Source organism: Burkholderiales bacterium (genome assembly GCA_036262035.1).
In the GTDB taxonomy this organism is placed as follows: Bacteria; Pseudomonadota; Gammaproteobacteria; order Burkholderiales; family SG8-41; genus JAQGMV01.
Genome location: DATAJS010000027.1, coordinates 119,447 through 142,371 on the forward strand (window position 1 = coordinate 119,447; position 22,925 = coordinate 142,371).

General features: G+C 67.0%; 22 protein-coding genes and 1 riboswitch. Of the genes, 9 read left to right on the forward strand and 13 right to left on the reverse strand.

All coding sequences use genetic code 11. The features are described from left to right. The first annotated feature begins 88 nt into the window (after positions 1–88). From VHP37_26850 to VHP37_26860, 3 genes are read left to right on the forward strand one after another with little or no spacing between them, the layout of a single operon-like run. Complete coding sequence (locus VHP37_26850) at positions 89–2,122, forward strand: M3 family metallopeptidase (GenBank protein HEX2829995.1); 2,034 nt, start codon at positions 89–91, stop codon at positions 2,120–2,122. 16 nt (positions 2,123–2,138) lie between these two features. Continuing rightward, positions 2,139–2,690 (forward strand): glutaredoxin family protein, encoded by a 552-nt coding sequence (locus VHP37_26855; GenBank protein HEX2829996.1) that lies wholly within the window; start codon positions 2,139–2,141, stop codon positions 2,688–2,690. Beyond that, complete coding sequence (locus VHP37_26860) at positions 2,687–3,766, forward strand: radical SAM protein (GenBank protein ID HEX2829997.1); 1,080 nt, start codon at positions 2,687–2,689, stop codon at positions 3,764–3,766. The genes VHP37_26855 and VHP37_26860 overlap by 4 nt, the downstream gene beginning before the upstream one ends. A 17-nt stretch (positions 3,767–3,783) precedes the next feature. Here the strand turns inward: VHP37_26860 and VHP37_26865 are convergent, their stop codons facing one another. Together VHP37_26865 and VHP37_26870 are read right to left on the reverse strand one after the other, a co-directional pair. Beyond that, the gene (locus tag VHP37_26865) at positions 3,784–4,200 is read right to left on the reverse strand and encodes a hypothetical protein (protein HEX2829998.1); all 417 of its coding nucleotides are present in this window, start codon (positions 4,198–4,200) and stop codon (positions 3,784–3,786) included. A gap of 93 nt (positions 4,201–4,293) precedes the next feature. Next, positions 4,294–5,172 carry an adenylate/guanylate cyclase domain-containing protein gene (locus tag VHP37_26870; protein HEX2829999.1) on the reverse strand — a complete coding sequence of 293 codons (879 nt, stop codon included), beginning with the start codon at positions 5,170–5,172 and terminating at the stop codon, positions 4,294–4,296. 120 nt (positions 5,173–5,292) lie between these two features. Between VHP37_26870 and xth the strand changes: the two genes are divergently transcribed. Further along, positions 5,293–6,069, forward strand: a complete 777-nt coding sequence (xth, locus tag VHP37_26875; GenBank protein ID HEX2830000.1) for an exodeoxyribonuclease III — start codon at positions 5,293–5,295, stop codon at positions 6,067–6,069. Positions 6,070–6,192: 123 nt separating this feature from the next. On the opposite strand, the gene ntrC is transcribed toward xth, so the two are convergent. The 4 genes from ntrC to glnA form a co-directional block, all read right to left on the reverse strand. Beyond that, complete coding sequence (gene ntrC / locus VHP37_26880; GenBank protein ID HEX2830001.1) at positions 6,193–7,587, reverse strand: nitrogen regulation protein NR(I); 1,395 nt, start codon at positions 7,585–7,587, stop codon at positions 6,193–6,195. 6 nt (positions 7,588–7,593) lie between these two features. Beyond that, positions 7,594–8,670: a nitrogen regulation protein NR(II) gene (gene glnL, locus VHP37_26885; protein ID HEX2830002.1), complete on the reverse strand. Its 1,077-nt coding sequence runs from the start codon at positions 8,668–8,670 to the stop codon at positions 7,594–7,596. A 117-nt stretch (positions 8,671–8,787) separates the two neighbouring features. Beyond that, complete coding sequence (locus VHP37_26890) at positions 8,788–9,249, reverse strand: DUF4124 domain-containing protein (protein ID HEX2830003.1); 462 nt, start codon at positions 9,247–9,249, stop codon at positions 8,788–8,790. Between the two features lie 189 nt (positions 9,250–9,438). Then, complete coding sequence (glnA, locus tag VHP37_26895; protein ID HEX2830004.1) at positions 9,439–10,851, reverse strand: type I glutamate--ammonia ligase; 1,413 nt, start codon at positions 10,849–10,851, stop codon at positions 9,439–9,441. Positions 10,852–11,104: 253 nt separating this feature from the next. Between glnA and VHP37_26900 the strand changes: the two genes are divergently transcribed. After that, positions 11,105–11,554 (forward strand): rhodanese-like domain-containing protein, encoded by a 450-nt coding sequence (locus VHP37_26900; GenBank protein ID HEX2830005.1) that lies wholly within the window; start codon positions 11,105–11,107, stop codon positions 11,552–11,554. Between the two features lie 71 nt (positions 11,555–11,625). On the opposite strand, the gene VHP37_26905 is transcribed toward VHP37_26900, so the two are convergent. The 4 genes from VHP37_26905 to thiC form a co-directional block, all read right to left on the reverse strand. Further along, positions 11,626–12,816 carry an MFS transporter gene (locus tag VHP37_26905; protein HEX2830006.1) on the reverse strand — a complete coding sequence of 397 codons (1,191 nt, stop codon included), beginning with the start codon at positions 12,814–12,816 and terminating at the stop codon, positions 11,626–11,628. Between the two features lie 109 nt (positions 12,817–12,925). Beyond that, on the reverse strand, positions 12,926–13,750 hold the full coding sequence (locus tag VHP37_26910) for an undecaprenyl-diphosphate phosphatase (protein HEX2830007.1): 825 nt from the start codon (positions 13,748–13,750) through the stop codon (positions 12,926–12,928). A gap of 189 nt (positions 13,751–13,939) precedes the next feature. Further along, on the reverse strand, positions 13,940–14,251 hold the full coding sequence (locus VHP37_26915) for a hypothetical protein (GenBank protein ID HEX2830008.1): 312 nt from the start codon (positions 14,249–14,251) through the stop codon (positions 13,940–13,942). A 114-nt stretch (positions 14,252–14,365) separates the two neighbouring features. Further along, entirely contained in the window at positions 14,366–16,237 is a 1,872-nt protein-coding gene (gene thiC / locus VHP37_26920) for a phosphomethylpyrimidine synthase ThiC (GenBank protein HEX2830009.1), read from the reverse strand. Positions 16,238–16,283: 46 nt separating this feature from the next. Then, positions 16,284–16,385: riboswitch (TPP riboswitch) on the reverse strand. Positions 16,386–16,448: 63 nt separating this feature from the next. On the opposite strand from thiC, the gene VHP37_26925 reads away from it, so the two are divergent. Continuing rightward, a complete protein-coding gene (locus tag VHP37_26925) occupies positions 16,449–17,126 on the forward strand; it encodes a protein-L-isoaspartate O-methyltransferase (GenBank protein HEX2830010.1) in 678 nt (225 codons plus the stop codon). A gap of 53 nt (positions 17,127–17,179) precedes the next feature. Here the strand turns inward: VHP37_26925 and waaA are convergent, their stop codons facing one another. Together waaA and waaC are read right to left on the reverse strand one after the other, a co-directional pair. Then, positions 17,180–18,436, reverse strand: a complete 1,257-nt coding sequence (gene waaA / locus VHP37_26930) for a lipid IV(A) 3-deoxy-D-manno-octulosonic acid transferase (protein ID HEX2830011.1) — start codon at positions 18,434–18,436, stop codon at positions 17,180–17,182. Beyond that, positions 18,433–19,386, reverse strand: a complete 954-nt coding sequence (gene waaC / locus VHP37_26935) for a lipopolysaccharide heptosyltransferase I (protein HEX2830012.1) — start codon at positions 19,384–19,386, stop codon at positions 18,433–18,435. The genes waaA and waaC overlap by 4 nt, the downstream gene beginning before the upstream one ends. A gap of 122 nt (positions 19,387–19,508) precedes the next feature. Here waaC and rfbB point away from each other — a divergent pair, with 122 nt between their 5' ends. From rfbB to rfbD, 3 genes are read left to right on the forward strand one after another with little or no spacing between them, the layout of a single operon-like run. Next, positions 19,509–20,582, forward strand: a complete 1,074-nt coding sequence (gene rfbB, locus VHP37_26940) for a dTDP-glucose 4,6-dehydratase (protein ID HEX2830013.1) — start codon at positions 19,509–19,511, stop codon at positions 20,580–20,582. Continuing rightward, positions 20,579–21,133 carry a dTDP-4-dehydrorhamnose 3,5-epimerase gene (rfbC, locus tag VHP37_26945; GenBank protein HEX2830014.1) on the forward strand — a complete coding sequence of 185 codons (555 nt, stop codon included), beginning with the start codon at positions 20,579–20,581 and terminating at the stop codon, positions 21,131–21,133. Before rfbB ends, rfbC begins: the two co-directional genes overlap by 4 nt. Beyond that, positions 21,130–21,996 (forward strand): dTDP-4-dehydrorhamnose reductase, encoded by an 867-nt coding sequence (rfbD, locus tag VHP37_26950; protein ID HEX2830015.1) that lies wholly within the window; start codon positions 21,130–21,132, stop codon positions 21,994–21,996. Before rfbC ends, rfbD begins: the two co-directional genes overlap by 4 nt. Here rfbD and VHP37_26955 read toward each other — a convergent pair. After that, complete coding sequence (locus VHP37_26955) at positions 21,993–22,925, reverse strand: NAD-dependent epimerase/dehydratase family protein (GenBank protein ID HEX2830016.1); 933 nt, start codon at positions 22,923–22,925, stop codon at positions 21,993–21,995. The two genes, rfbD and VHP37_26955, sit on opposite strands and share 4 nt — an antisense overlap.

Genomic DNA, 22,925 nt, shown 5'->3' on the forward strand with positions numbered 1-22,925 from the left:
TCGCGGCGGCGGCCTCATATTTGCCTAGAAGCTGCACACCGCGCCGGCCTGCGGCCGCCGCCTCCGCCCATCCGCTCGAAGAACCCCGATGAACCCTTTACTCGATTTCTCCGGCCTGCCGCGCTTCGCGGATTTCAAGACCGAGCACGTCACCCCCGCCGTCGACACCCTCATCGCCGAGAACCGCGAGCTCACCGAGCGCATGGTCGCGTCGGACGTTCCCGCCACCTGGGACGATTTCGTCGAGCCGCTGGAAGACGCCAACGAGCGCCTGTCGCGCGCATGGGGGCAGGTGGGACACCTCAACGCGGTGATGAACAGCCCGGAGCTGCGCGAGGTCTACAACGCGAACCTGCCGAAGATCACGCAGTACTACACCGAGATCTCGCAGCACCAGGGGCTGTACGCCAAGTACAAGGCGCTGCGCGAGTCGCCCGCGTTCGATCGGCTCGCGCCCGCGCAGAGACGCGTGATCGAGAACGAGCTGCGCGACTTCAGGCTCGGCGGCGCCGAGCTCGCCGACAAGGACAAGGCGCGCTTCATGGAGATCCGCGAGCGGCTGTCGCAGCTCTCGTCGCGCTTTTCGGACAACCTGCTCGACGCGACGAACGCGTTCACGCATACGGTCACCGACCCGAAGCACGTCGCCGGCATCCCCGACGACGTGCTGCAGGCGGCGCGCGAAGCGGCGGAAGCCGACACCAACCAGGGCTGGAAATTCACGCTGCACGCCCCGTCGTACCTGCCGGTGCTGCAGTACGCCGAGCACCGGCCGTTGCGCGAGCTCATGTACAAGGCGTACGTGACGCGCGCGTCCGAGTTCGGCAAGCCCGAATGGAACAATACCCCGCTCATCGGCGAGATCCTCGGGCTGCGGCGCGAGATGGCGAAGCTGCTCGGCTTCGCGAGCTACGCCGAGTACTCGCTGACGCCGAAGATGGCCGACACGCCGCAGCAGGTGCTCGAATTCCTGAACGAGCTCGCGCTGCGCGCGAAGCCGTACGCCCAGCGCGACCTCGACGAGCTCGCCGACTTCGCGCGGACCGAGCTCGGCCTGCCCAAGCTCGAAGCGTGGGATGTCGCCTACGCGTCGGAGAAGCTGCGCGTCGCGCGCTACGCGTTCTCGGACCAGGAAGTGAAGCAGTACTTCCCCGAGACGACGGTCATGCCCGGCATGTTCAAGCTGATCGAAACGCTCTACGGGCTGACCATCGCGTCCACCGAGGCGCCGCTCTGGAACGGCGACGTGCGCTTCTACTCGATCCGCGACCGCGCGGGCGCGCTCGTGGGCGAGTTCTACGTCGATCTCTACGCGCGGCCGACCAAGCGCGGCGGCGCGTGGATGGACGAGGCGATCACCCGCCGCCGCAAGGCGAACGGCGTGCAGGTGCCGGTGGCGTACCTCAACTGCAACTTCTCGGCGCCGGTCGGCGGCAAGCCGGCGGTGTTCACCCACGACGAGGTGATCACGCTGTTCCACGAGTTCGGCCACGGGCTGCACCACCTGCTCACGCGCGTCGACTACCTCGGCGTGTCGGGCATCAACGGCGTCGAATGGGACGCGGTCGAGCTGCCGAGCCAGTTCATGGAGAACTTCTGCTGGGAGTGGGACGTCGTCGAGCCGATGACGCGCCACGTCGACACCGGTGCGAAGCTCCCGCGCGCCCTGTTCGACAAGATGCTCGCCGCCAAGAACTTCCAGAGCGGGCTGCACACCGTGCGTCAGCTCGAGTTCGCGCTCTTCGACCTGCACCTGCACTACGACTACGACCCGGCAGGCGCGACCACTCCGCTGGAGCTGCTGGAACGGGTGCGCTCGCAGGTCGCGGTGATCCTGCCGCCGCCGTACAACCGGTTCCCGAACAACTTCTCGCACATTTTCGCGGGCGGCTACGCGGCCGGCTATTACAGCTACAAGTGGGCGGAAGTGCTCTCGGCCGACGCCTACAGCCTGTTCGAGGAGCACGGGGTGCTCGACCCGGTCACCGGCAAGCTCTTCTGGGACGAGATCCTGAGCGTGGGCGGCAGCCGCCCGGCGCTGGAATCGTTCAAGGCGTTCCGCGGGCGCGAGCCCAAGATCGACGCGCTGTTGCGACATTCCGGGATGGTGGAAACCGCGTGAGCGTAAACTCGGGCTCATGAAAGCCCACGCCCTGGCCGCGCTCGTTGTGCTCGCGCTGACCGGCGTCGCTTCTGCGGCGCAGCTGTACCGCTGGGTCGACGAAAAAGGGCGCGTCGAGTGGCGCGACACGCCGCCGCCGGCCGACGCCAGGAACGTCGAGCAGCGGACCGTCGGCGGCAATACCATACAGACCTCCACGCTGCCCTACAGCGTTCAGCAGGCGATGAAGAAACACCCGGTGACCCTGTGGGCGTTCGACTGCGGCGAGCCCTGCACCGCCGCGAGGAACCATCTCGCCAAGCGGGGCGTGCCGTATACCGAGCGCAACGCGTCCCGGGAAAGCGCGGCGCTGAAGAAGCTCACCGGCAGTCTGGAGGTGCCGGTGCTGACCGTCGGCTCGCACACGCTCAAGGGCTATCTGGACACCGAATGGGACGCCGCGCTCGACAGCGCCGGCTACCCGCGCACGCCGCCGCCGGGCATGAAACACGAAGCGCATCCCGCGCAGAAACCTCAACCGCCTGCCGCCAAACCCGACCCGGCGAAGCCGAGCACCGCCAAGCCTTGAACACCGCAGCTCTCGCAACCCGGCTCAAGAACCTGCTCGTGCGCATCGAGATCGGCGTCAACCGCGCCCTCGGCCGGCAGTTCATCCCGCGCGACCGCAAGCTCTTCCACATCGAGACGAGCAGCGCGTGCAACCTGAAGTGCCGCTTCTGCGCGTACACCAAGAAGTCGACGCCGAAAGTGAGCATGTCGTACGACACCTTCGTCGACGCCGTCGAGCAGGCGCTCGCGCTCGGCTACACGCGCTTCGAGCTCACCCCGTGCACCGGTGACGTCTTCATGGACAAGACGCTGTCCGCGAAGCTCGACTTCCTCGAGCGCGACGAGCGTGTGGAGAGCTACGAGTTCTTCACCAATCTCACGATCCCGAAGCCCGACGCGACGAAACGGCTCGCCTCGCTGAAGAAGCTCAGGCACCTCACCGTCAGCGTCTACGGCCACGACCTCGACAGCTTCGTCAAGATCGCAGGCAGCACGCCGATGCTCTACAAGCGCCTGCTCGCGAACCTCGACGCGCTGCTGGAAGTGATGCCGCAAGCATCGTTCGAAGTGGCGATCGGGTTGCGCTCCACCCTCAAGCGTCCCAGGGGCGCGACGACCGACCTGCTGCAGGCCGTCGAGCGATTTCGCGCCGCGGGCCACGAGATCTGGCTCGCGCCCGGCGTCTACAACAACTGGGGCGGGCTGATCACCCAGGACGACGTCGCGGGGCTCGACATGTACATCAATCCCACCGACGGCGCGTACAAGATGGGAGCGTGCGAGAAGCTCTTCGACTCGGTGCAGGTGATGGCGACCGGCGTGGTGAACGCCTGCGCGTGCCGCGACGTCGACGCGACGCTCGCGATCGGCAACATCGCGGAAGAGCCGCTGGAAAAGATCGTCTCGCCCGACAATCCGCGTTATATGGCGATCATCGAAGCGCAGCAGCGCGGCGATTTTGCGGCGATCTGTAAAAGCTGCGACTTCTACAAGAGCATCTATCACCACCGCTCGCACTACCGCCGTCAGGGCATCGCGACCATCAGCCTCGACGAGTTCAGGCGGCAGACGCGGGGGACGGAGAAAAGCCTGTAGGGACTCTCCCTACGCGATCAACAGCCCTGGGTGAGCTTGCGCAGGAGCTCCTGACGCTCGCGCACGCCCGCCCACGTCGTCGTCTCGGCATGCGCGCCGCTGTCGTTGGGCGTGAGACTGAAGACCGCGAGTTGATCGCCCGCCACGCGGTTGGTGACGGTCACCGCCACCGATTCGAGGCCGTACAGCGGAACGAGCTGCGCGGCCGCTCCCGCCTGCTGCGCATTGGCGACGATGCACTCGCCCGCCGCGTGCGGCGCCTTGGTGAGATGCAAGGTCGAGCGCTCGATCGCATCGGTCTGCGGAGCGACGGGCCCGGACGTCCCGCCGATCGTCCAGTTCGAGCAACCGGCCAGGGGCGCGAGCGTTGCCGCGAGGACGAGAGCGAAAGGCAGCGAGCTGACGCTGCGACGCGTTTGCGCACCGTAAGGCATAGGGGTTTTCGCGCGATGTCGAGAGCCATCGCACTCGCAAGCACCGTGCCGGAAAGTGAAGGAACCCGCGTCTAGCTTACACGAACGATCGCGTCATGCGTTACCGGCTTCGCTGCGATAGCGGATGACGTCGTCCGGATTTTCCTGAGCGCTGATGCCGATCGAGATCGTGCCGCGGCGGGCGAGAGGGTGGACTTCGCGGTTCACATGCTGCTCGGCGGCATCCTCGTCGACGACATACGTGCCGTTGGCGCTGTGGTCGACGAGCACGAACCTGCCGCGCTGCACGTCGAGCGTCGCATGGCGCCGCGACGCCCACGCGGTGTCGACGACGAGCGTGCAGCCGGGATCCCGTCCGATCAGCAGCGCGCCGGCGGTCAGCTCGAGCCGCACGACCTCGTCCTTGTACTTGAGCAGCAGCGCCGTCGGCGCGGCGGTGCCCGCGTTCGACGAGGACACGACCTTGGTCGCGTCATCGCTGTCGCCGATCGCGCGGTAGATCTCGAGCCATTCGGGACGGCCCTTGACGTTCGTCGTGTCGAGCAGACGCACCGTGGCCCGCTGCTCGGGACGCAGCGCGTCGACGCATTCGCGCGTCATCAGGATCTCGTTCGCGGCCGAGCGCCCGAGCACTCGCGCGGCGACGTTCACCGTATCGCCGAACACGTCGTTGCCGGTGTCTATCATCGGTCCGTAGTGCATCCCGACCTTCACGCGCAAAGGCGATTCGCGCGCGGCGAGCTGGATGCCGATCGCTGCGCGGTAAGCGTCGCGCGGATTCGCGAAGGTGAGCATCACACCGTCGCCGATCGTCTTGATGAACCTGCCGCCGTTGCGGCGCGCGGCCTCGACGACCACGCGCACGCACTGGCTGCTGAGCTTATGGGCCTCTGCATCGCCCAAGGTCCGGTAGACGCTGGCGCTGTCGCACACGTCGGTGAACATCACCGCGAGCATCTCGCTACTGGTCATTCCCCTGTTCTCCTGCTGCACAATCGCGCGGGCGCCCTCGGCGCCGCGGCGTTGTCCTTGTTTCCACGAGATAATACTTGCGAACTCGCGAAGGCCTATAACGCACAATTACACCATCCGATGAAACTCGCCACCTGGAATATCAACTCCCTCAACGTGCGTATCGAGCACGTCCTGGACTGGGTCGGGAAGCACGAGCCCGACGTGCTCTGCCTGCAGGAAACAAAGCTCGAGGACGCCAGGTTTCCGCGTGATGCCCTGAAGACCGCCGGCTACGAGGCGATCTTTCATGGCCAAAAGACCTATAACGGTGTGGCGATCCTGTCGCGGCTGCCGATCGACGACGTCGCGACCGGCATACCGGGCTGGGAGGACGAGCAGAAGCGCGTGCTTTCGGCGACGGTCGCCGGGATGCGGGTGATCTGCGTCTATGTCCCGAACGGCGAGAAGATCGGCTCGGCGAAATTCGATTACAAGATGAAATGGATCGACGCGCTGCGCGCCTGGCTCATCGACGAGCTGTCGCGCCATCCGAAGCTCGCGGTGTGCGGCGACTATAACATCGCTCCCGAAGAGCGCGATGTGCACGACCCGGCGCTGTGGGAAGACAAGATCCACTTCACCGGGCCCGAGCGCGAAGCGCTGCACGGCCTCTTCGGTATCGGACTGCAGGACGCGTTCAGGCTGTTCGACCAGCCCGAGCGCTCGTACACGTGGTGGGATTACCGGATGATGGCGTTCAGGCGCAAGATGGGATTGCGCATCGACCACATCCTGCTCTCGGCGCAGCTCGCGAAGCTGTGCAGGTCGTGCACGATCGACATCGAGCCGCGCCGCGCGGAGCGGCCCTCCGATCACGCGCCGATGCTCGCGGAGCTCGATGTCGGTGCGTCATAGGGCATGCCAAAAGCGTATTCAACCGCCAAGGACGCAAAGGACGCAAAGGACAACCAAAGCTAAACAAAAAAACGGAATTACCTTTGCGTCCTTTGCGTCCTTCGCGGTTCAACGCTTTTTACATCACGGTCGCTCACCGTCGATCTTCAATTCCTGGATTTTCCGGGTGAGCGTATTGCGCCCGAGCCCGAGCAGGTGCGCCGCTTCGATCCGCCGGCCGCCGGTATGCGCCAGCGCGCGCAGGATGAGCGCTTTCTCGAACTGCCGCGTGAGCTCGTCGATGATGCCGGTCTCGCCGCGGTTCAGCTGCGACTCGGCTTCCCGCTCGAGCGCCGACACCCAGCTCTGCGCGGCGGGCGCGCTGCTCTCGGCGCGCAGCTCGCCGGGAAGATCGTTCACTTCGATGTTCACCGACGGCGCCATCACGGTGAGCCAGTGGCACACGTTCTCGAGCTGGCGCACGTTGCCGGGCCAGTCCTGCGCCTGGAGGTACTTGAGCGCGGGCTCGGAAAGACGCTTGGCTTCGACGTTGAGCTCGCGCGCGCTCTTCTGCAGAAAGTACTTGGCGAGCAGCGGCACATCCTCGCGCCGCTCGCGGAGCGAAGGCAGGCGCAGGCGGATCACGTTGAGACGATGGAAAAGGTCCTCGCGGAAAAGGTTCTGCCGCACGCGCGCTTCGAGGTCCTGGTGCGTCGCGGCGATCACGCGCACGTTGGCCTTGATCGGCTGATGGCCGCCGACACGATAGAAGTTGCCGTCGGAGAGCACGCGCAACAGGCGCGTCTGCAGCTCCTGCGGCATGTCGCCGATCTCGTCGAGAAAGAGCGTGCCGCCTTCGGCCTGCTCGAAGCGCCCGCGCCGCATGCTCTGCGCGCCGGTGAAGGCGCCGCGCTCGTGGCCGAAGAGCTCGGACTCGAGCAGCTCCTTCGGTATCGCCGCGGTGTTGAGCGCGATGAAAGGGCGCGCCGCGCGCGGGCTGTGCCGGTGCAGCGCGTTGGCGACGAGCTCCTTGCCCGATCCCGATTCGCCGGTGATGAGCACCGTCGCATGCGATTGCGCGAGGCGGCCGATCGCCCGAAACACTTCCTGCATCGCCGGCGCATGGCCGAGGATCTCGGGCGCGGCCTCGTGAGGCTCGGCCTTGGTCTCCTGGCGCATGCTCTCTTCCACGGCGCGGCGGATGAGCTCCACCGCGTGATCGACGTCGAAAGGCTTGGGCAGGTACTCGTAGGCGCCGCCCTGGAACGCGGTCACCGCGCTCTCGAGATCCGAGTACGCGGTCATGATGATCACCGGCACGTTGGCGAAGCGCTCCTTCGCCTGCTGCAGGAGCTCCAGCCCCGATTCGCCCGGCATGCGGATGTCGCTCACCACGACCTGCGGGGATTCGTCGTCCATCGCCGCGAGCGCTTCGCGCGCGGAGGAAAAAGTCTTGAAAGCGATGTTCTCGCGCGTGAGCGCTTTCTCGAACACCCAGCGTATCGAGCGGTCGTCGTCGATGATCCAGACCGGTTTCATTGCGAATCAGCCCCCTTGCTCGTCGTTTACCGGCAGCAGGATCGAGAAGAACGTCCTGCCTGGCGCGCTTTCGAAAGTGACCGTGCCGTGATGCTGTGAAATGAAGTTCTGCGCGAGCGTGAGCCCCAGCCCGCTGCCCCCGTCGCGTCCCGATACGAGCGGATAGAAGATGCGTTCCCGGAGCTCTTCAGGGATGCCGGGGCCGTTGTCGATGATGCGAAGGTCGATGGCGTGCCGATAGCGCTTGCGCGCGAGCGTCACCTGCCGCGCCACCCGCGTCACCAGCGCGATCTCGCCGCCTGCCATGTCGCTCGCCGCGATCGCCTGCGCGGCGTTGCGCGCGATGTTGAGCGTCGCCTGTATGAGCTGCTCGCGGTCGCCTTCGACCGGCGGCAGGCTGGTGTCGTAGTCGCGCTTGATCGCGAGGCCCGAGAACTCGGCGAGGATCACGCTTCGCACGCGCTCGAGCACCTCGTGAATGTTCACCGGCGCCCGCTGCGGCAGGCGGTGAGGCGTGAGCAGCCGGTCCATCAGGAGCTGCAGCCGGTCGGCCTCTTTCATGATGACCTGGGTGTATTCGTGCAGTCCCGGCCGCTCGAGCTCGCGGTCGAGGAGCTGCGCCGCGCCGCGTATCCCGCCGAGCGGGTTCTTGATCTCGTGCGCGAGGTTGCGGATCAGCTCGCGGTTCGCCTGGCTCTGGTCGAGCATGCGCTCTTCGCGCGCGATCTTGAGCTGCTGCTCGATGTGGCGCAGCTCGATGAGGTAGCCGCCCTCGGGCGTGGACGCGTTCGGCTCGACCGGCGTGACGGTGCACGACAGGTGCAGCGCGCCCGAGCCGTTGGCCGACAGGGTGAGGTCGTGCTCGGTATAGCTCGCGTTGTTGTCGCGCGCGTAACCGATCGCGGCGGAGAGCTCCGCGCCGCCCTTGAAGATCGCTTCGATCGGCGTGCCCTCGGCGTTGCGGCTCGACAGGCCGAACAGGCTTTCCGCGGAGGGATTCATGTAGCGCACGCGCTCGCTCTCGTCGATCAGCATGACTGCCGTCGCCAGGAGGTCGAGACCGGGGAGTTCATTGAGAGCCATCGTCTTGAGGTTTCTGCCGGACGACGGCTTTAGCAATATCTGCGCCACGCGCGAGTCGCGGCGCCCGACATTGGGCAGTGAGCGGAATGGAGGGGAACTACGCCACGCGAGTGGCGGCTAGCGAATGCTCGAGATCTCGCGTCGGATCGCCGCGACGTTGTCCTCGTGCTGCTTGACCTTCTTCTTGTAAGGCTCGAGGCGGTCGAGCACGCGCTGGTAGTTGCGCTCGTCGCCGAGTCGCTGGCTCTCCTGAGCGGCGAGGTCGCGCTTCGCGTCGTCGAGCAGCTTCTGCTCGCTCGCGAGCTCGTTCTCGAGGATGCGGCGGCGGTCGCTGTCACGGTTCGCCTGCGTCTCGCGATCGACGCGCGGGAAGCCCGCGGGGGTGGGCGTCGCGGCAGGCCGCGCGGGAGAGACCTTGCCGACGTTCGCATGCCCGGGCGCGGCGGGCGGCGGCGTGGTGTTCATCTGGATGTTGAGCGCGCGGCAGGCCTTGGGATTCTCCGGCACGTTCGTGAACTGCTTGCCGCCGTTCGCATCGATGCACTCGTACATCACGTTGCCCGCAGCGTGTGCGGACAACGCACAAGAAGCGGCTATGACGAGAAGAGCTCTGTGAAGCATGCTTCAAGTCTATGTCACCGATAACGCCGTCGCAACGCACTTTCATGGTGCAGCGCTTCGTCAGTCCCGACAAACGTGTCGTGCGACACGCGGGTCAAAAAAAAGCGGGCCGCGAACGGCCCGCTCCGGTTGCTGCACAGGGCCCGATTAAAGGCTGTAATAGAGCTGGTACTCGATCGGGTGCGTGGTCGCGCGGAAGAGCTGCACTTCGTCCATCTTCAGCGCGATGTAAGCGTCGATCATGTCGTTCGAGAACACGCCTCCGCGCGTCAGGAACTCGCGGTCCTTGTCGAGGTGCTCGAGCGCCTCGTCCAGCGACGAGCAGACATTCGGAACCTTCTTCGCTTCTTCCGGCGGAAGGTCGTAGAGGTTCTTGTCGATCGGATCGCCCGGGTGGATCTTGTTCTGGATGCCGTCGATGCCGGCCATCATCATCGCGGTGAAGGCGAGATACGGGTTGGCCGTCGGATCCGGGAAGCGCACTTCGATGCGGCGCGCCTTCGGGCTCGAGACGTACGGGATGCGGATCGAGGCCGAGCGATTACGCGCGGAGTACGCGAGGTTGATCGGCGCTTCGAAATGCGGAACCAGGCGCTTGTACGAGTTGGTGCCCGGGTTGGTGATCGCGTTCAGCGCCCTGGCGTGCTTGATGATGCCGCCGATGTAGTACACCGCGAGCTCGGAGAGACCGGCGTAGCCGTTGCCGCTGAACAGGTTCTGGCCGCCTTTCCAGAGCGACTGGTGCACGTGCATGCCCGAGCCGTTGTCGCCGACGACCGGCTTCGGCATGAACGTCGCGGTCTTGCCGTACGAGTGCGCGACGTTGTGCACGACGTACTTGAGGATCTGCGACCAGTCGGCGCGCTTCACCAGGCTGTTGAACTTGGTGCCGATCTCGCATTGGCCCGGGGCCGCGACTTCGTGGTGATGCACTTCGACTTCGACGCCCATTTCCTCGAGCGCCATGCACATCGCCGAGCGAATGTCCTGCAGCGAGTCGACCGGGGGCACCGGGAAGTAGCCGCCCTTGACCGCCGGACGGTGACCCATGTTGCCGCCTTCGAAGTCTTCCTGCGCGGACCACGGCGCTTCTTCCGACTTGATCTTCACGTACGAGCCGGACATGTCGACGTTCCAGGTGATCGAGTCGAAGATGAAGAACTCGGGCTCGGGACCGAAATACGCGGTGTCGCCGATGCCGCTCGACTTGAGGTACGCCTCGCCGCGCTTGGCGATCGAGCGCGGATCGCGGTCGTAACCCTTGCCGTCCGAAGGCTCGACCACGTCGCAGGTGAGCAGGAGCGTCGGCTCGTCGGTGAACGGATCGAGGTTCGCCGAATCCGGGTCCGGCATCAGCAGCATGTCGGACGCCTGGATGCCTTTCCATCCGGCGATCGAGGAGCCGTCGAATGCATGGCCGTCGGCGAACTTGTCTTCGCCGAAGGCTTTCGCCGGTACGGACACGTGCTGCTCCTTGCCCCGGGTGTCCGTGAAACGCAGGTCGACGAACTTGACCTCGTTTTCCTTGATCATCTTGATGACGTCGGCAGCACCTGCCATTGGTATTCTCCTGTTGGTATGTCGGTGTGAAAGCTGGGATAGCTAACGGGGAAGCCGTTTGAGCAGGAAGCGTACCACCCCATTCGGCGAGAAACACATTGTCTCACAAGGAGTTGCGCACACCTGCACCGCTCGAACGCACTGTTATGGTGCGACCGCCCGAACCGGACGCTCCATTTTAGTGCACAACGGTTCGTTGTGGTGCCGGTGCTAAAATTCGCCCCTTCTTTTTCGACGAAGGCCTGAAGTCGCCATGAGCACCGAAGACACGCTGCAGAAAGCCCGCCAGCGGGCGAAAGAGATGGGGCTCCCCTACGAAGGCGCGCTGACGCCGAAGGAAGCGCACGAAGTCGTCCAGCAGGGCGGCGCCAGGCTGGTCGACGTCAGGACCAAAGCGGAGCTCGACTGGGTCGGACGCGTTCCCGGCGCCGTCGAGGTCGAGCTGCTGCAGTGGCCCGGCAGCCGTCCCAACGCCGATTTCGTGAAGCAGCTCGAATCCGCCGTCCCCGACAAGAATACCCCGCTCCTCTTCCTGTGCCGCAGCGGCGGCCGCTCGCACAACGCCGCGATGCTCGCGATGCAGTCGGGCTATGCGCAGACCTACAACGTGCTCGAGGGGTTCGAAGGGGACAAGGACGGTTCAGGGCATCGCAATACCGTCGGCGGGTGGCGGGCGTCGGGATTGCCTTGGACGCAGAGTTAAAAGTGACGGATGAATCGGTGACGGATAAGGCGGTGACGGATAAACCGGTTCACCCGTCACCGTTTCACCCGTCACCTTTTTTCGTCACTTTTTAACGCCGCCGCCACCCACGCAGCCGCTATCGCGGTACTCCCCGCCGCCGCAATCAGCAGCCATCTGGCTGCGAGTCCCTCCGCCATCCATCCCCCCAGCGCGATTCCCGCGCTGACCCCTCCCAGCAGGCACGTCGTCGCCCACGTGAAGCTTTCGGCGAGGCGCTCGCGCGTCGCGAGCCTCGAGATCAGCAGCGACTGGGTCGCGATGACCGTCGCCATCGGGACGCCCGCGAGGATCGCCGCGAGCGAGTAGAGCACGAGGTGATCGATGGCGACGAGCAGCAGCATGCCGGCGGCCATCGCGACGAGCGCGGCGAGGAACTGCTTCGGTAGCGGCATCGCCCAGTGCCGCGACCCGTAGACGACCGCGCCTGCGCAGCTGCCCACGCTCGCGAGCGCCAGCGCGATGCCGGCCGCCGAAGGGGCGCCCATCGCTGCGGCGTGCGCGGTGACGCCCACTTCGAACAATCCGAATCCGATCGAGTACAGCACCGTCGTGGCGAACACCACGGTGAGCCCCGGCTTGCCCAGCGCGCCGCGCTGCTTCGGCCGCTCGTGCCGCGCGGGCATCCATTGCGCGACCGGCGGCGAGCGCGCGAAAACGCCGGAGCCGATGGCTGCAGAGAGCGCCGCGATGGCGATCGCGGCTTCCGGAAAACCGACGGCCATGCATGCGGCTACGATCGCCGGACCGACGATGAACACGAGCTCCACGACCGCCGAATCGACCGAATACGCGGTCTGGAGCAGTTCGGCGCGCTCGATGAGCCGTGGATACAGCGCGCGTATGCACGCGCTGACCGGCGGCAGCGAAGCGCCTGCGACGAACGCCGATGCGCCGACCGCCGCGGCTTGCGCGCCCGAGAGCACGAGCGCGGCGAGCGCGGCGAGCGCCGCCGGGTACGCGAGACCGCACGCGATCAGTATCGGCCGGGGGCCGAAGCGATCCATGAAACGCCCGAGGAATGGCGCGATGCTCGCGAGCCCGAGCACGTACAGCGCGCTCGCGGTGCCGGCGAGCCCGAACGATTGCGCGCGGCTTTGCACGAACAGCAGGATCGCGAGCCCCGCGATGCCGATCGGCAATCGTCCGACGATCGACGCGCCGAGCGCCGCGTGCACCTGCGGTACTTCGAAGAGCTCGCGATAGCGATGGAGTGAGATCACTTGTTTGCAGTCATTGCGAGGAGCGCAGCGACGAAGCAATCCCGAGGCGCTCGGAACGCGCGCCGCGAGATCGCCGCGCCGCTATCGCTCCTCGCGATGACAGGTCCGATCAGTCAGCCCACGTTACCAAGCCCGCATACGCCGTGAACAGCACGAAGGCTCCGAACACGATGCGATACCACGCGAACACCGTGAAATCGTGCGTCGCGATGTAGCGGATGAGCCAGCGCACGCAGACGAACGCGGACACGAATGCAGCGATCAGGCCCACGCCGAACACCGGCAGATCGGCCACGGAGAAGAGATCGCGATGCTTGAGCAGGTCGTAGGCGCCCGCCGCGATGAGCGTCGGCACCGCGAGAAAGAACGAGAACTCGGTCGCCGCCTTGCGCGACAGGCCGAACAGCATGCCGCCGATGATCGTCGCGCCCGATCGCGAAGTGCCGGGTATCAGCGCGAACGCCTGGGCGATACCGACTTTCAGCGCGTCGAGCGGGGACATCTGATCGACGCTGTCGATACGCGCGGGCTTCGGCTTGCGCCGCTCCACCCACAGGATGACGATGCCGCCGACGATGAACGCCGCCGCGACCGCGATCGCGTTGAAGAGGTGCGCCTTGATGAGCTTGCCGAAAGCGAGGCCGAGCACCGCGGCGGGGATGAACGCGATGACGAGGTTGACGACGAAGCGTGTCGCGACCGGATCGCGCCCTATGCCGGTCAGCGCGCGCGTGAAGCGCTCGCGATATTCCCAGACGACCGCCAGCATCGCGCCGGTCTGGATCGCGATCTCGAAGACCTTGCCTTTCTCGTCGTGAAAGCCGAGCAGCTGGCTCGCGAGGATGAGGTGGCCGGTCGAGGAGATGGGAAGGAATTCGGTGAGGCCTTCGACGACGCCGAGTATCAGCGCCTTGAGCAGAATGACGGCGTCCATGGCGCGCGATTGTACGCGACGAACATCGCGGCGATCTCGCGAGATTCGTCATTCCCGGCGCGCGGCAGCGCGGTCGGTAAACCGCTTCACGCGAGATTCGTCATTCCCGGCGTGCGGCAGCGCGGTCGGGAATCCATTTTCAAGCCGCAAGCCAAAATGGATTCCCGCGTTCGCGGGAATGACGGAACACTAAATGCTTCCGGGCAATCGCTCCGGACGGCGCATCGCTTCGCGCACGTCGCGCTCGATCGCGTCGATCGCCGCGCGCGCGGCGATCTCGCCGTGGCGCTTCGCTTCGACCGCGATCTCTTCGGCGCGCCGCGCGAGCGCTTCCGGCGGCACGGCCTCGCGGCCCTGAAACGCCGCCGACATCGCGTCTCGCAGGTAGTCGAAGAGCAGCGTGACGTCGCTCTCCTTCACCACGCCGCCGATGAACGGCTCGGCGGCGTGGGCGGGAGCGATGAGGGCGATACCGATCAGTGCCGCGCCTGCGATGCGCATGCCGCCTCCGATGCGCCGTCGTCCCGGCGAAAGCCAGGATCCATTTTGAACTTGAACGTCAAAATGGATCCCGGATCGCGCCCGCTGACGCGGACACGTCCGGGATGACGATTCTCAAAGCTTGCTGTAGATCTCCGAGCCCTGCTGCTTGAACTGCTCGGACTTTTCCTGCATGCCTTTCTGCAGCGCCTCGCCTTCCGCGACGCCTTGCGACGCCGCGTAATCGCGCACGTCCTGCGTGATCTTCATCGAGCAGAAGTGCGGGCCGCACATCGAGCAGAAGTGCGCGAGCTTGGCGCCTTCCTGCGGCAGGGTCTCGTCGTGGAACTCGCGAGCCTTGTCCGGATCGAGGCCGAGGTTGAACTGGTCTTCCCAGCGGAACTCGAAGCGCGCTTTCGACAGCGCGTTGTCGCGGATCTGCGCACCGGGGTGCCCTTTGGCGAGGTCGGCGGCGTGGGCGGCGATCTTGTAGGCCATGATGCCGTCCTTCACGTCTTCCTTGTCGGGAAGGCCGAGGTGCTCTTTCGGCGTGACGTAGCACAGCATCGCGGTGCCGTACCAGCCGATCATCGCCGCGCCGATGGCGGAGGTGATGTGGTCGTAGCCGGGCGCGATGTCGGTGGTCAGCGGTCCGAGGGTATAGAAAGGCGCTTCCTTGCAGTACTTCAACTGCAGCTCCATGTTCTCCTTGATGAGCTGCATCGGCACGTGGCCCGGGCCTTCGATCATCACCTGCACGTCGTGCTTCCACGCGATGTCGGTGAGCTCGCCGAGAGTCTTCAGCTCCGCGAGCTGCGCCTCGTCGTTCGCGTCGTAGCCCGAGCCGGGACGCAGCCCGTCGCCGAGCGAGAACGCGACGTCGTACTGCTTCATGATCTCGCAGATCTCCTCGAAGCGCGTGTAGAGGAAGCTCTCCTTGTGGTGCGCCAGGCACCACTTCGCCATGATCGAGCCGCCGCGCGAGACGATGCCGGTCATGCGCTTCGCGGTCATCGGGATGAACGGCAGCCGCACGCCGGCGTGGATGGTGAAGTAATCGACGCCCTGCTCGCACTGCTCGATGAGCGTGTCGCGGTACATCTCCCAGGTGAGCTCTTCGGCCTTGCCGTCGACTTTCTCGAGCGCCTGGTAGATCGGCACCGTGCCGATCGGCACCGGCGAATTGCGGATGATCCACTCGCGCGTCTCGTGGATGTGCTTGCCGGTCGAGAGGTCCATCACGGTGTCGCCGCCCCAGCGCGTCGACCACGTCATCTTCTCGACTTCTTCCTGGATGCCCGACGACACCGCCGAGTTGCCGATGTTGGCGTTGATCTTCACCAGGAAGTTGCGGCCGATGATCATCGGCTCGGTCTCGGGGTGGTTGATGTTGTTCGGGATGATCGCGCGGCCGCGCGCGACTTCGTCGCGCACGAACTCGGGCGTGATCACTTTCGGGATCGCCGCGCCGAAGGATTCACCTTTGTGCTGGCGCGTGACCAGGTCGGGCAGGGCGTCGCGCCGCTGGGTCTCGCGGATCGCGATGTACTCCATCTCCGGCGTGATGATGCCGCGACGCGCGTAGTGCATCTGCGTGACGTTCATGCCCGTTTTCGCGCGGCGCGGCTTGCGGTGCAGGTTGAAGCGCAGCGTCGCGAGCTTGGGATCGGCGAGGCGCTCCTGGCCGTAGCTCGAGGTCGGACCGGCCAGCTCTTCGGTGTCGTTGCGCTCCTCGATCCATTTCTGGCGCAGCGCCGGCAGGCCGGAGCGGATATCGATCCGGGCATTCGGGTCGGTGTACGGGCCCGAGGTGTCGTAGACGAAGATCGGCGGGTTCTTTTCCGCACCCATCGCGGCGGGCGTATCCGACTGCGTGATCTCGCGCATCGGCACCTGGATGTCGGGGCGCGAGCCTTCGACGTAGACCTTGCGCGAATTGGGCAGCGGTTTGACCGCCGCGTCGTCGACGTGGGCGGTGGCGTTCAGAAACTTGGGATTGGCGTTCATGTGCGCTCCTCTGGTACCACGAAGCGCAGGGGGGAGATGCGGAGGTTTCTGTCCACATCACGCGTCCCTACGCCGGCATTACCCGTATCAGGTTCGGAGGGTCTTTCTCACCCTGTTCTGGCTTGAACAAGGACCCCTGCGTGAAGTGTCAACGCTAATCGAACTATGGGATAATTTCAAGTTCCGTAACCCCTTCCCCCGGTTAGAAAAAATGTCAGCCCGAATCGATGAGATGCGCGACGTCGAGCACATGCGCTTCAACATGGTGGAGCAGCAGATTCGCACCTGGGAAGTGCTCGACCAGCGCGTGCTCGATCTCCTCTTTCGCATCCGCCGCGAAGACTACGTGCCGGCGCAGTACAAGGCGCTCGCCTTCGCCGACATGGAGATCCCGATCGGTCACGGCGAGCGCATGCTCCAGCCCAAGGTCGAAGCGCGCATGCTGCAGGAGCTCACGCTGGCGCCGACCGACAAGGTGCTCGAAATCGGCACCGGCAGCGGCTACATGACCGCGCTGCTCGCCAGCGTCGCGCAGCACGTCTACAGCGTCGACATTCACGAGGACTTCACCCGGGCCGCCGCGGAGCGCCTCGCGAGGAACGGCATCGCCAACGTGACCCTGGAGGCCGGCGACGCGGCGCAAGGCTGGGACAAGCACGGCCCCTACGACGCGATCGTCGTGACCGGCTCGGTGCCGGTGCTTCCGGCCGCGTTCAAGGCGAGCCTCAAGACCGGCGGCCGGCTCCTCGTGGTCGTCGGCGAGCCCCCGGTGATGGAAGCGCGCCTCATCACCGCGGTCGACGCCGGCGCGTTCAACTCGGTCAACCTGTTCGAGACGTGCATCGCGCCGTTGAAGAATGCGGTGCAGCCCGAAAAATTCGTGTTCTGAAAGTAGGGTGCGTGGTAACGCACCGCGAAAGGCGCGGTGCGCTCGCGCGCACCCTACGGTAGCGTCGCCGCAATCATCTGCATCACCCGGTCCGTCGCTCCCTGATGCGCCCGCGCGAACTCCAGCGCCCGCTCGCGCATCTCGCGTAACCGCGCTTCGTCCTTCACCACGTTCATCGTTTCGTGCGCGAGCGCCGTCGCATCCGCGACGCGGATCGCGGCGCCGCTCGCCACCGCCTGCCCGGCCGCTTCGGTGAAGTTGTAGGTGTGCGGCCCGACGAAGACCGGCGTGCCGACCGCGCACGCTTCGATCAGATTCTGACCGCCGAAAGGCAACAGGCTGCCGCCGATATAGGCGACGTCCGCCGCGGCGTAATACGCGGGCATCTCGCCCATGCTGTCGCCGAGCACGATTCGGGTGTCCCGCGACGGCGCAATGCCGGCGCTGCGCCTGACGTACGCAAGCCCGCGGCGCTCGATGAGCGCCGCGACCTCGTCAAAGCGCTGCGGATGGCGCGGCACGACGACGAGCAACGGCCGCTCGGGCAAGGCGGCAAACGCATCGAGCACCAGCGCTTCCTCGCCTTCGCGCGTGCTCGCGGCGAGCACCACCGGCCGCTCGCCGTAGCTCTCGCGCCACGCGCGGCCGAGTCCGAGTTGCTCCAGCGGCGGGGCGACGTCGAACTTGACGCTGCCGGTGACCGTCACGTTGCGCGCGCCGAGCGCGCGGAGGCGTTCCGCATCGGCCCCGGTCTGCGCCGCGATCGCGGTGAAACGCTCGACGCTCTCGCGTGCGAGCGCCGCGAGCCGCCGATAGCCGAGATACGAGCGCTCCGACAGCCGGGCGTTCGCGAGGAACAGCGGAACGCCGCGCGCGCGACACGCGTGCACGAGGTTCGGCCAGATCTCGGTCTCCATGATCACGCCGAAAGCGGGCCTGAAATGCTCGAGGAAGCGCGACACCGCGTCCGGGAGATCGTACGGGAGGTACGCGCGTTCGACGGCGTCTCCATACAGCCTTTCGCCCGCGCGCCGGCCGGTCGGCGTCATGTGCGTGAGCAGCACGCGATGATCGGGATAGCGCGCCTGCAACGCGCGCACGATCGGTTCGGCCGCGTGCGTCTCGCCGACCGACACCGCGTGCACCCACACTAGCGGCCGCGAGGCTACACGCCCTCCGTATAAGCCGAAGCGCTCGGCCACGTGTGCAGCGTAACCGCGCTCGGCGCGCGAGCGCCACGCGAGCCGCGCCAGCACCGCGGGCACGGCGAGATACGCGACCGCGCTGTAGGCGAGGCGCGCGACGCTCATCCGCCGCCTTTCAGGCGCTCGATCTCGCGCAGCACCGCGTCGGCGTCCGGCACCTGGCCCCGTCCGCCGACGTTCGCCGCGCGCGCGCAGCCGTACAGCCCGGTGAGCGCGGGATCGGTCGCGGTGTAGATGCCGACGGTGACCGTACCGAGCGCGCCCGCGAGATGCGTGAGACCGGTGTCGACGCCGATCACGCATTCGGCATCCGCGAGGACCGCGGTCAGATCGCCGAGCGGCCTCCGCGGCATGATCATCGCGTCCTCGATGGAGCGCGAGAGCTTTTCGCTGCGGCGCTGCTCTTCGGGGCTGCCCCACGGCAGCAGCGATCGCACGCCGGCGGAGCGCAGACGGTTGCCGACCGCCGCCCAGCGCTCGTCGGGCCAGAGCTTCGCTTCGGCGCTCGTCGCGTGCACCAGCACCGCGTAGCGCTCGCGCACCAGGCGCGAGTGCGCTTCGGACGCGATGCCGTAATCGACCGCGGGCGGCGGCGCATAGGACAGCGCGAGCGAGGCGAGCGTGCGGTTGCGCTCGACCGCGGGCGCATCCCGCGGCACGCGAAAGGTGCGGTCGTAGAACGGCGCGAGCGGCTCGCGTGCGCTGGACCAGTCATAGCCGTAGCGCACGCCGTGCGCGGCGCGCGCGACGATCGCGCTCTTGAACAATCCCTGCGTATCGATGACCGCGTCGTAGCGCATCGACCGGAGCTCGTCGAGAAACGCCGAGACCTCGCGACGCGTATCGGCGCGCCACCACGACTGCCGCCAGCGCCGTATCGCGAGCGGGATCACGCGGCTCACCGCGCGATGCAGCCGCGGCAGGCCGGCGAAACCCTCTTCGACGACCCAGTCGATGCTCGCGCCGGGAACGCGCGCCGCGATGTCGCTCGCCACGGGAAAGTTGTGGACGACGTCACCGAGCGAAGACGTCTTCACGAGCAGTATGCGCGGCACTGTACGAAACTGAGGACGATGCTATGTGTATGTTATGCTTGAAAAAGCACCGCGGAGGTTAACACCTGGCGCGAACAAATCCCACTCGCGCACGCGGCCGGCGCGTCATCCAGACATCCGTCATGCAACCGACCATCCTCGTCACCGGCGGCGCCGGCTTCATCGGCTCGAACTTCGTGCGCGCGTGGATGGCGGCGGAGACCGACACCGTCGTCAATCTCGACAAGCTCACGTATGCCGGCAACCGCGCGAGCCTCGCCGATCTCGACGGCGATCCGCGTCACGTCTTCGTGCACGGCGACATCGCCGACGCAACGCTGGTCGCGCAACTGCTCGGGCAGCACCGACCGCGCGCCATCGTGCACTTCGCGGCCGAGAGTCACGTCGATCGCTCGATCTCCGGACCCGCGCCTTTCGTGCAGACCAACGTGGTCGGCACGTTCACGCTGCTCGAAGCGGCGCGCGAATACTGGTCGCGTGCGCCGTCGGGAGAGCGCGACGCGTTCCGCTTCCTGCACGTCTCGACCGACGAAGTGTACGGCTCGCTCGCGCCCGACGATCGGCCGTTCACCGAGCGCTCGCGCTACGCGCCGAACAGCCCGTACGCGGCTTCCAAGGCCGGCGCCGATCACCTGGTGCGCTCGTATCGCCACACCTACGGCTTGCCCACGCTCATCGGCAACTGCTCGAACAACTACGGTCCGTACCAGTTTCCGGAGAAGCTCATCCCGCTCACGATCTTCAACGCGCTGCGCGGCGGGAGGATTCCGGTGTACGGCGACGGCGCGCAGGTGCGCGACTGGCTGCACGTCTCCGACCACTGCGCAGCCTTGCGCACGATGCTCGCGCACGCGGCGCCGGGCGCGACCTACAACATCGGCGGCAACGCCGAGCGCGCCAACCTCGAGGTGGTGCGCGCGCTGTGCGCGCTCGTCGACGCGATGCGCCCCGAAGGCGCGCCGCGCTCGCGCTTGATCGAGCACGTCGCCGACCGTCCGGGACACGACCGGCGTTACGCGATCGACGGCTCGGCGATCGCGCGCGATCTCGGCTGGCGGCCGCGCGTCGCGTTCGACGAGGGGCTGCGCGCGACGATCGAGTGGTACCTGGCCAACGGCGCATGGGTCGACAGCGTCACCAGCGGCGAATACCGGCGCTGGATCGACGTGCAGTACTGTGTAAGCCGGCGCGCATGAGCGCGCTGCACGTCGCAGCGACCGACATCCCGGGCGTGCTCGTCCTCGCCCCGCGCGTCTTCGCCGACGCGCGCGGCGCATTCTTCGAAAGCTGGAACGAGGCGGCGTTCGCTCGAGCGACCGGCGTCGACGCACGCTTCGTGCAGGACAACCATTCGGTCTCGATGAAGAGCGTGCTGCGCGGCCTGCACTACCAGCTGGCGAAGCCGCAGGGCAAGCTCGTGCGCGTCGTCGTGGGCGAGGTCTACGACGTCGCGGTCGACCTGCGGCGCTCGTCGAAGACCTTCGGGCGGTGGACCGGCGTGCGGCTTTCCGCCGGGAACCGGCTGATGCAGTGGGTGCCGGTCGGCTGCGCGCACGGCTTCGTCGTGCTCTCCGAGCGCGCCGAGGTGCTCTACAAAACGACCGAGTTCTACTCGCCCGCGGACGAGCGCAGCATCGCGTGGAACGATCCCGATCTCGCGATCGACTGGCCGCTCGAAGGCCGCCCGCTGCTCTCCGATCGCGACGCGCGCGCGACGCGCTTCGCCGAAGCCGAGCTGTTTCCGTGACCGTCCTGTTGTTCGGCACGGGCGGGCAGATCGGCTGGCATCTTGCGCGGCTCCTGCCCGAACTGGGCGAGACGCGCGCGCTCGCTCACGCCGACCTCGATCTCGCCGACTTGGAAGCGGTGCGCTCGGCGGTGCGGGACGCGCGTCCGCGCATCGTGGTGAACGCCGCCGCTTACACCGATGTGGATCGCGCGGAATCGGACAGCGCGCGCGCGCATGCGGTCAACGCCGCGGCCCCGGGCGTCATGGCGGAGGAAGCCCGCGGCTTGGGCGCGCTGCTGGTGCACTACTCCACGGCTTTCGTGTTCGACGGCGCCGCCGATCGCCCGTACCTCGAGAGCGACCCACCGAATCCGGTCAACGAATACGGCCGCTCCAAGCTCGCCGGCGAGGACGCGATCCTCGCCTCCGGCGCCGAGCATCTGATCTTCCGCACCAACTGGGTGTACGACGCGCGCCGCCGGAACTTCGTGACGACGCTGCTCTCGCTCGCGGAGCAGCGCGACGAGCTGCGCGTCGTCGACGACCAGGTCGGTGCGCCGACGTGGGCCCTCGCGATCGCGCGCGCGACCGTGAGCGCGCTCGCGAACCGCGGCGCGGACCGCTCGGGAACCTACAACCTCACCGCCACCGGCAGCGTGACGCGCGCCGCTTTCGCGCGGCGTTTGTTCGAACGCATGACGGCGCGCCGCGCGCGGCCGGCGCCGCGCATCGTGCCCGTACCGAGCGCCGAGTTTCCGGCGCCCGCGGCGCGTCCCGCGAACAGCGTGCTCGACACGCGCCGCTTCAGCGCCGATTTCGGCGTCGCGCTGCACGACTGGGATAGCGATCTCGCGGCGTTCGTCGGCGCGCAGAACGCCTAGCCGGCGAAGGTCTTCTCGAGGCCCTGCTCGAGCGTGTAAGGCGGCGTCCAGCCGAGGTCGTGCCGCAGGCGCGCCGTATCGATCACCAGCGAATCGAGCAGCGGGCGCAGCGCGCCCACCGCGTCCGCCGCACGCTCGAGCAGCGGCTTGGGCACGTTCCACAGACGTGACGGCCGCCGCATCGCCGCGGCCATCGCGCGCACCAGTTGCGCGGTCGACACCGGCTCGCCATCGGCGACGAGGAACACCTTGTTCACCGCGCGGGCGTCGGTCGCGCACGCGCGCATCGCATCGGTGAGGTTCTCGATGAAGACCACGCTGCGGCGGTTGTCGTCGATCGCGCCGAACGGCAGCGGCCAGCCGCGCGCGATCCACTTCGCGAGCATGCGGAAGTTGCCCGGCGCGTCTCGTCCGTAGACGAGCGGCGGACGCAGGACCACGACCTCGAGCCCGGTGTCGCGCGCGACGTCGAACAGCGCGTGCTCGGCTTCGAGCTTCGATTTGCTGTACGCATTGTGCGGCTGCGGCGGATCGGCCTCGGAGTAGCCTCGCGCGCCCGTGCGGGTGCCGTTGACGCCGATCGAGCTGACGAAGACGAAGCGGCGCACACCGTCGCTCGCCGCCTGCAGCGCGAGACGGCGCGTCGCCGCGACATTGACGTCGTGGAATGCCGCGCGAGCTTCGGGCGCCCTGTCCTGGCGTATGTGCACCCGCGCCGCGGCGTGCACGACGCAGTCGACGCCGCGCGTGACGCCGTCCCACGCGTGCGGCGCGGCGATGTCCCCGACCGCACGCCATTCGACGCGGGAGGTATTGGGCTGCGCGCCGGCGCGGACCGCCGCGCGCACGCTCCACCCCGCTGCGGCGAACGCGCGTACCGCAGCCGCCCCCACGAAGCCCGCCGCGCCGGTGACCAGGACGGTCGCCAC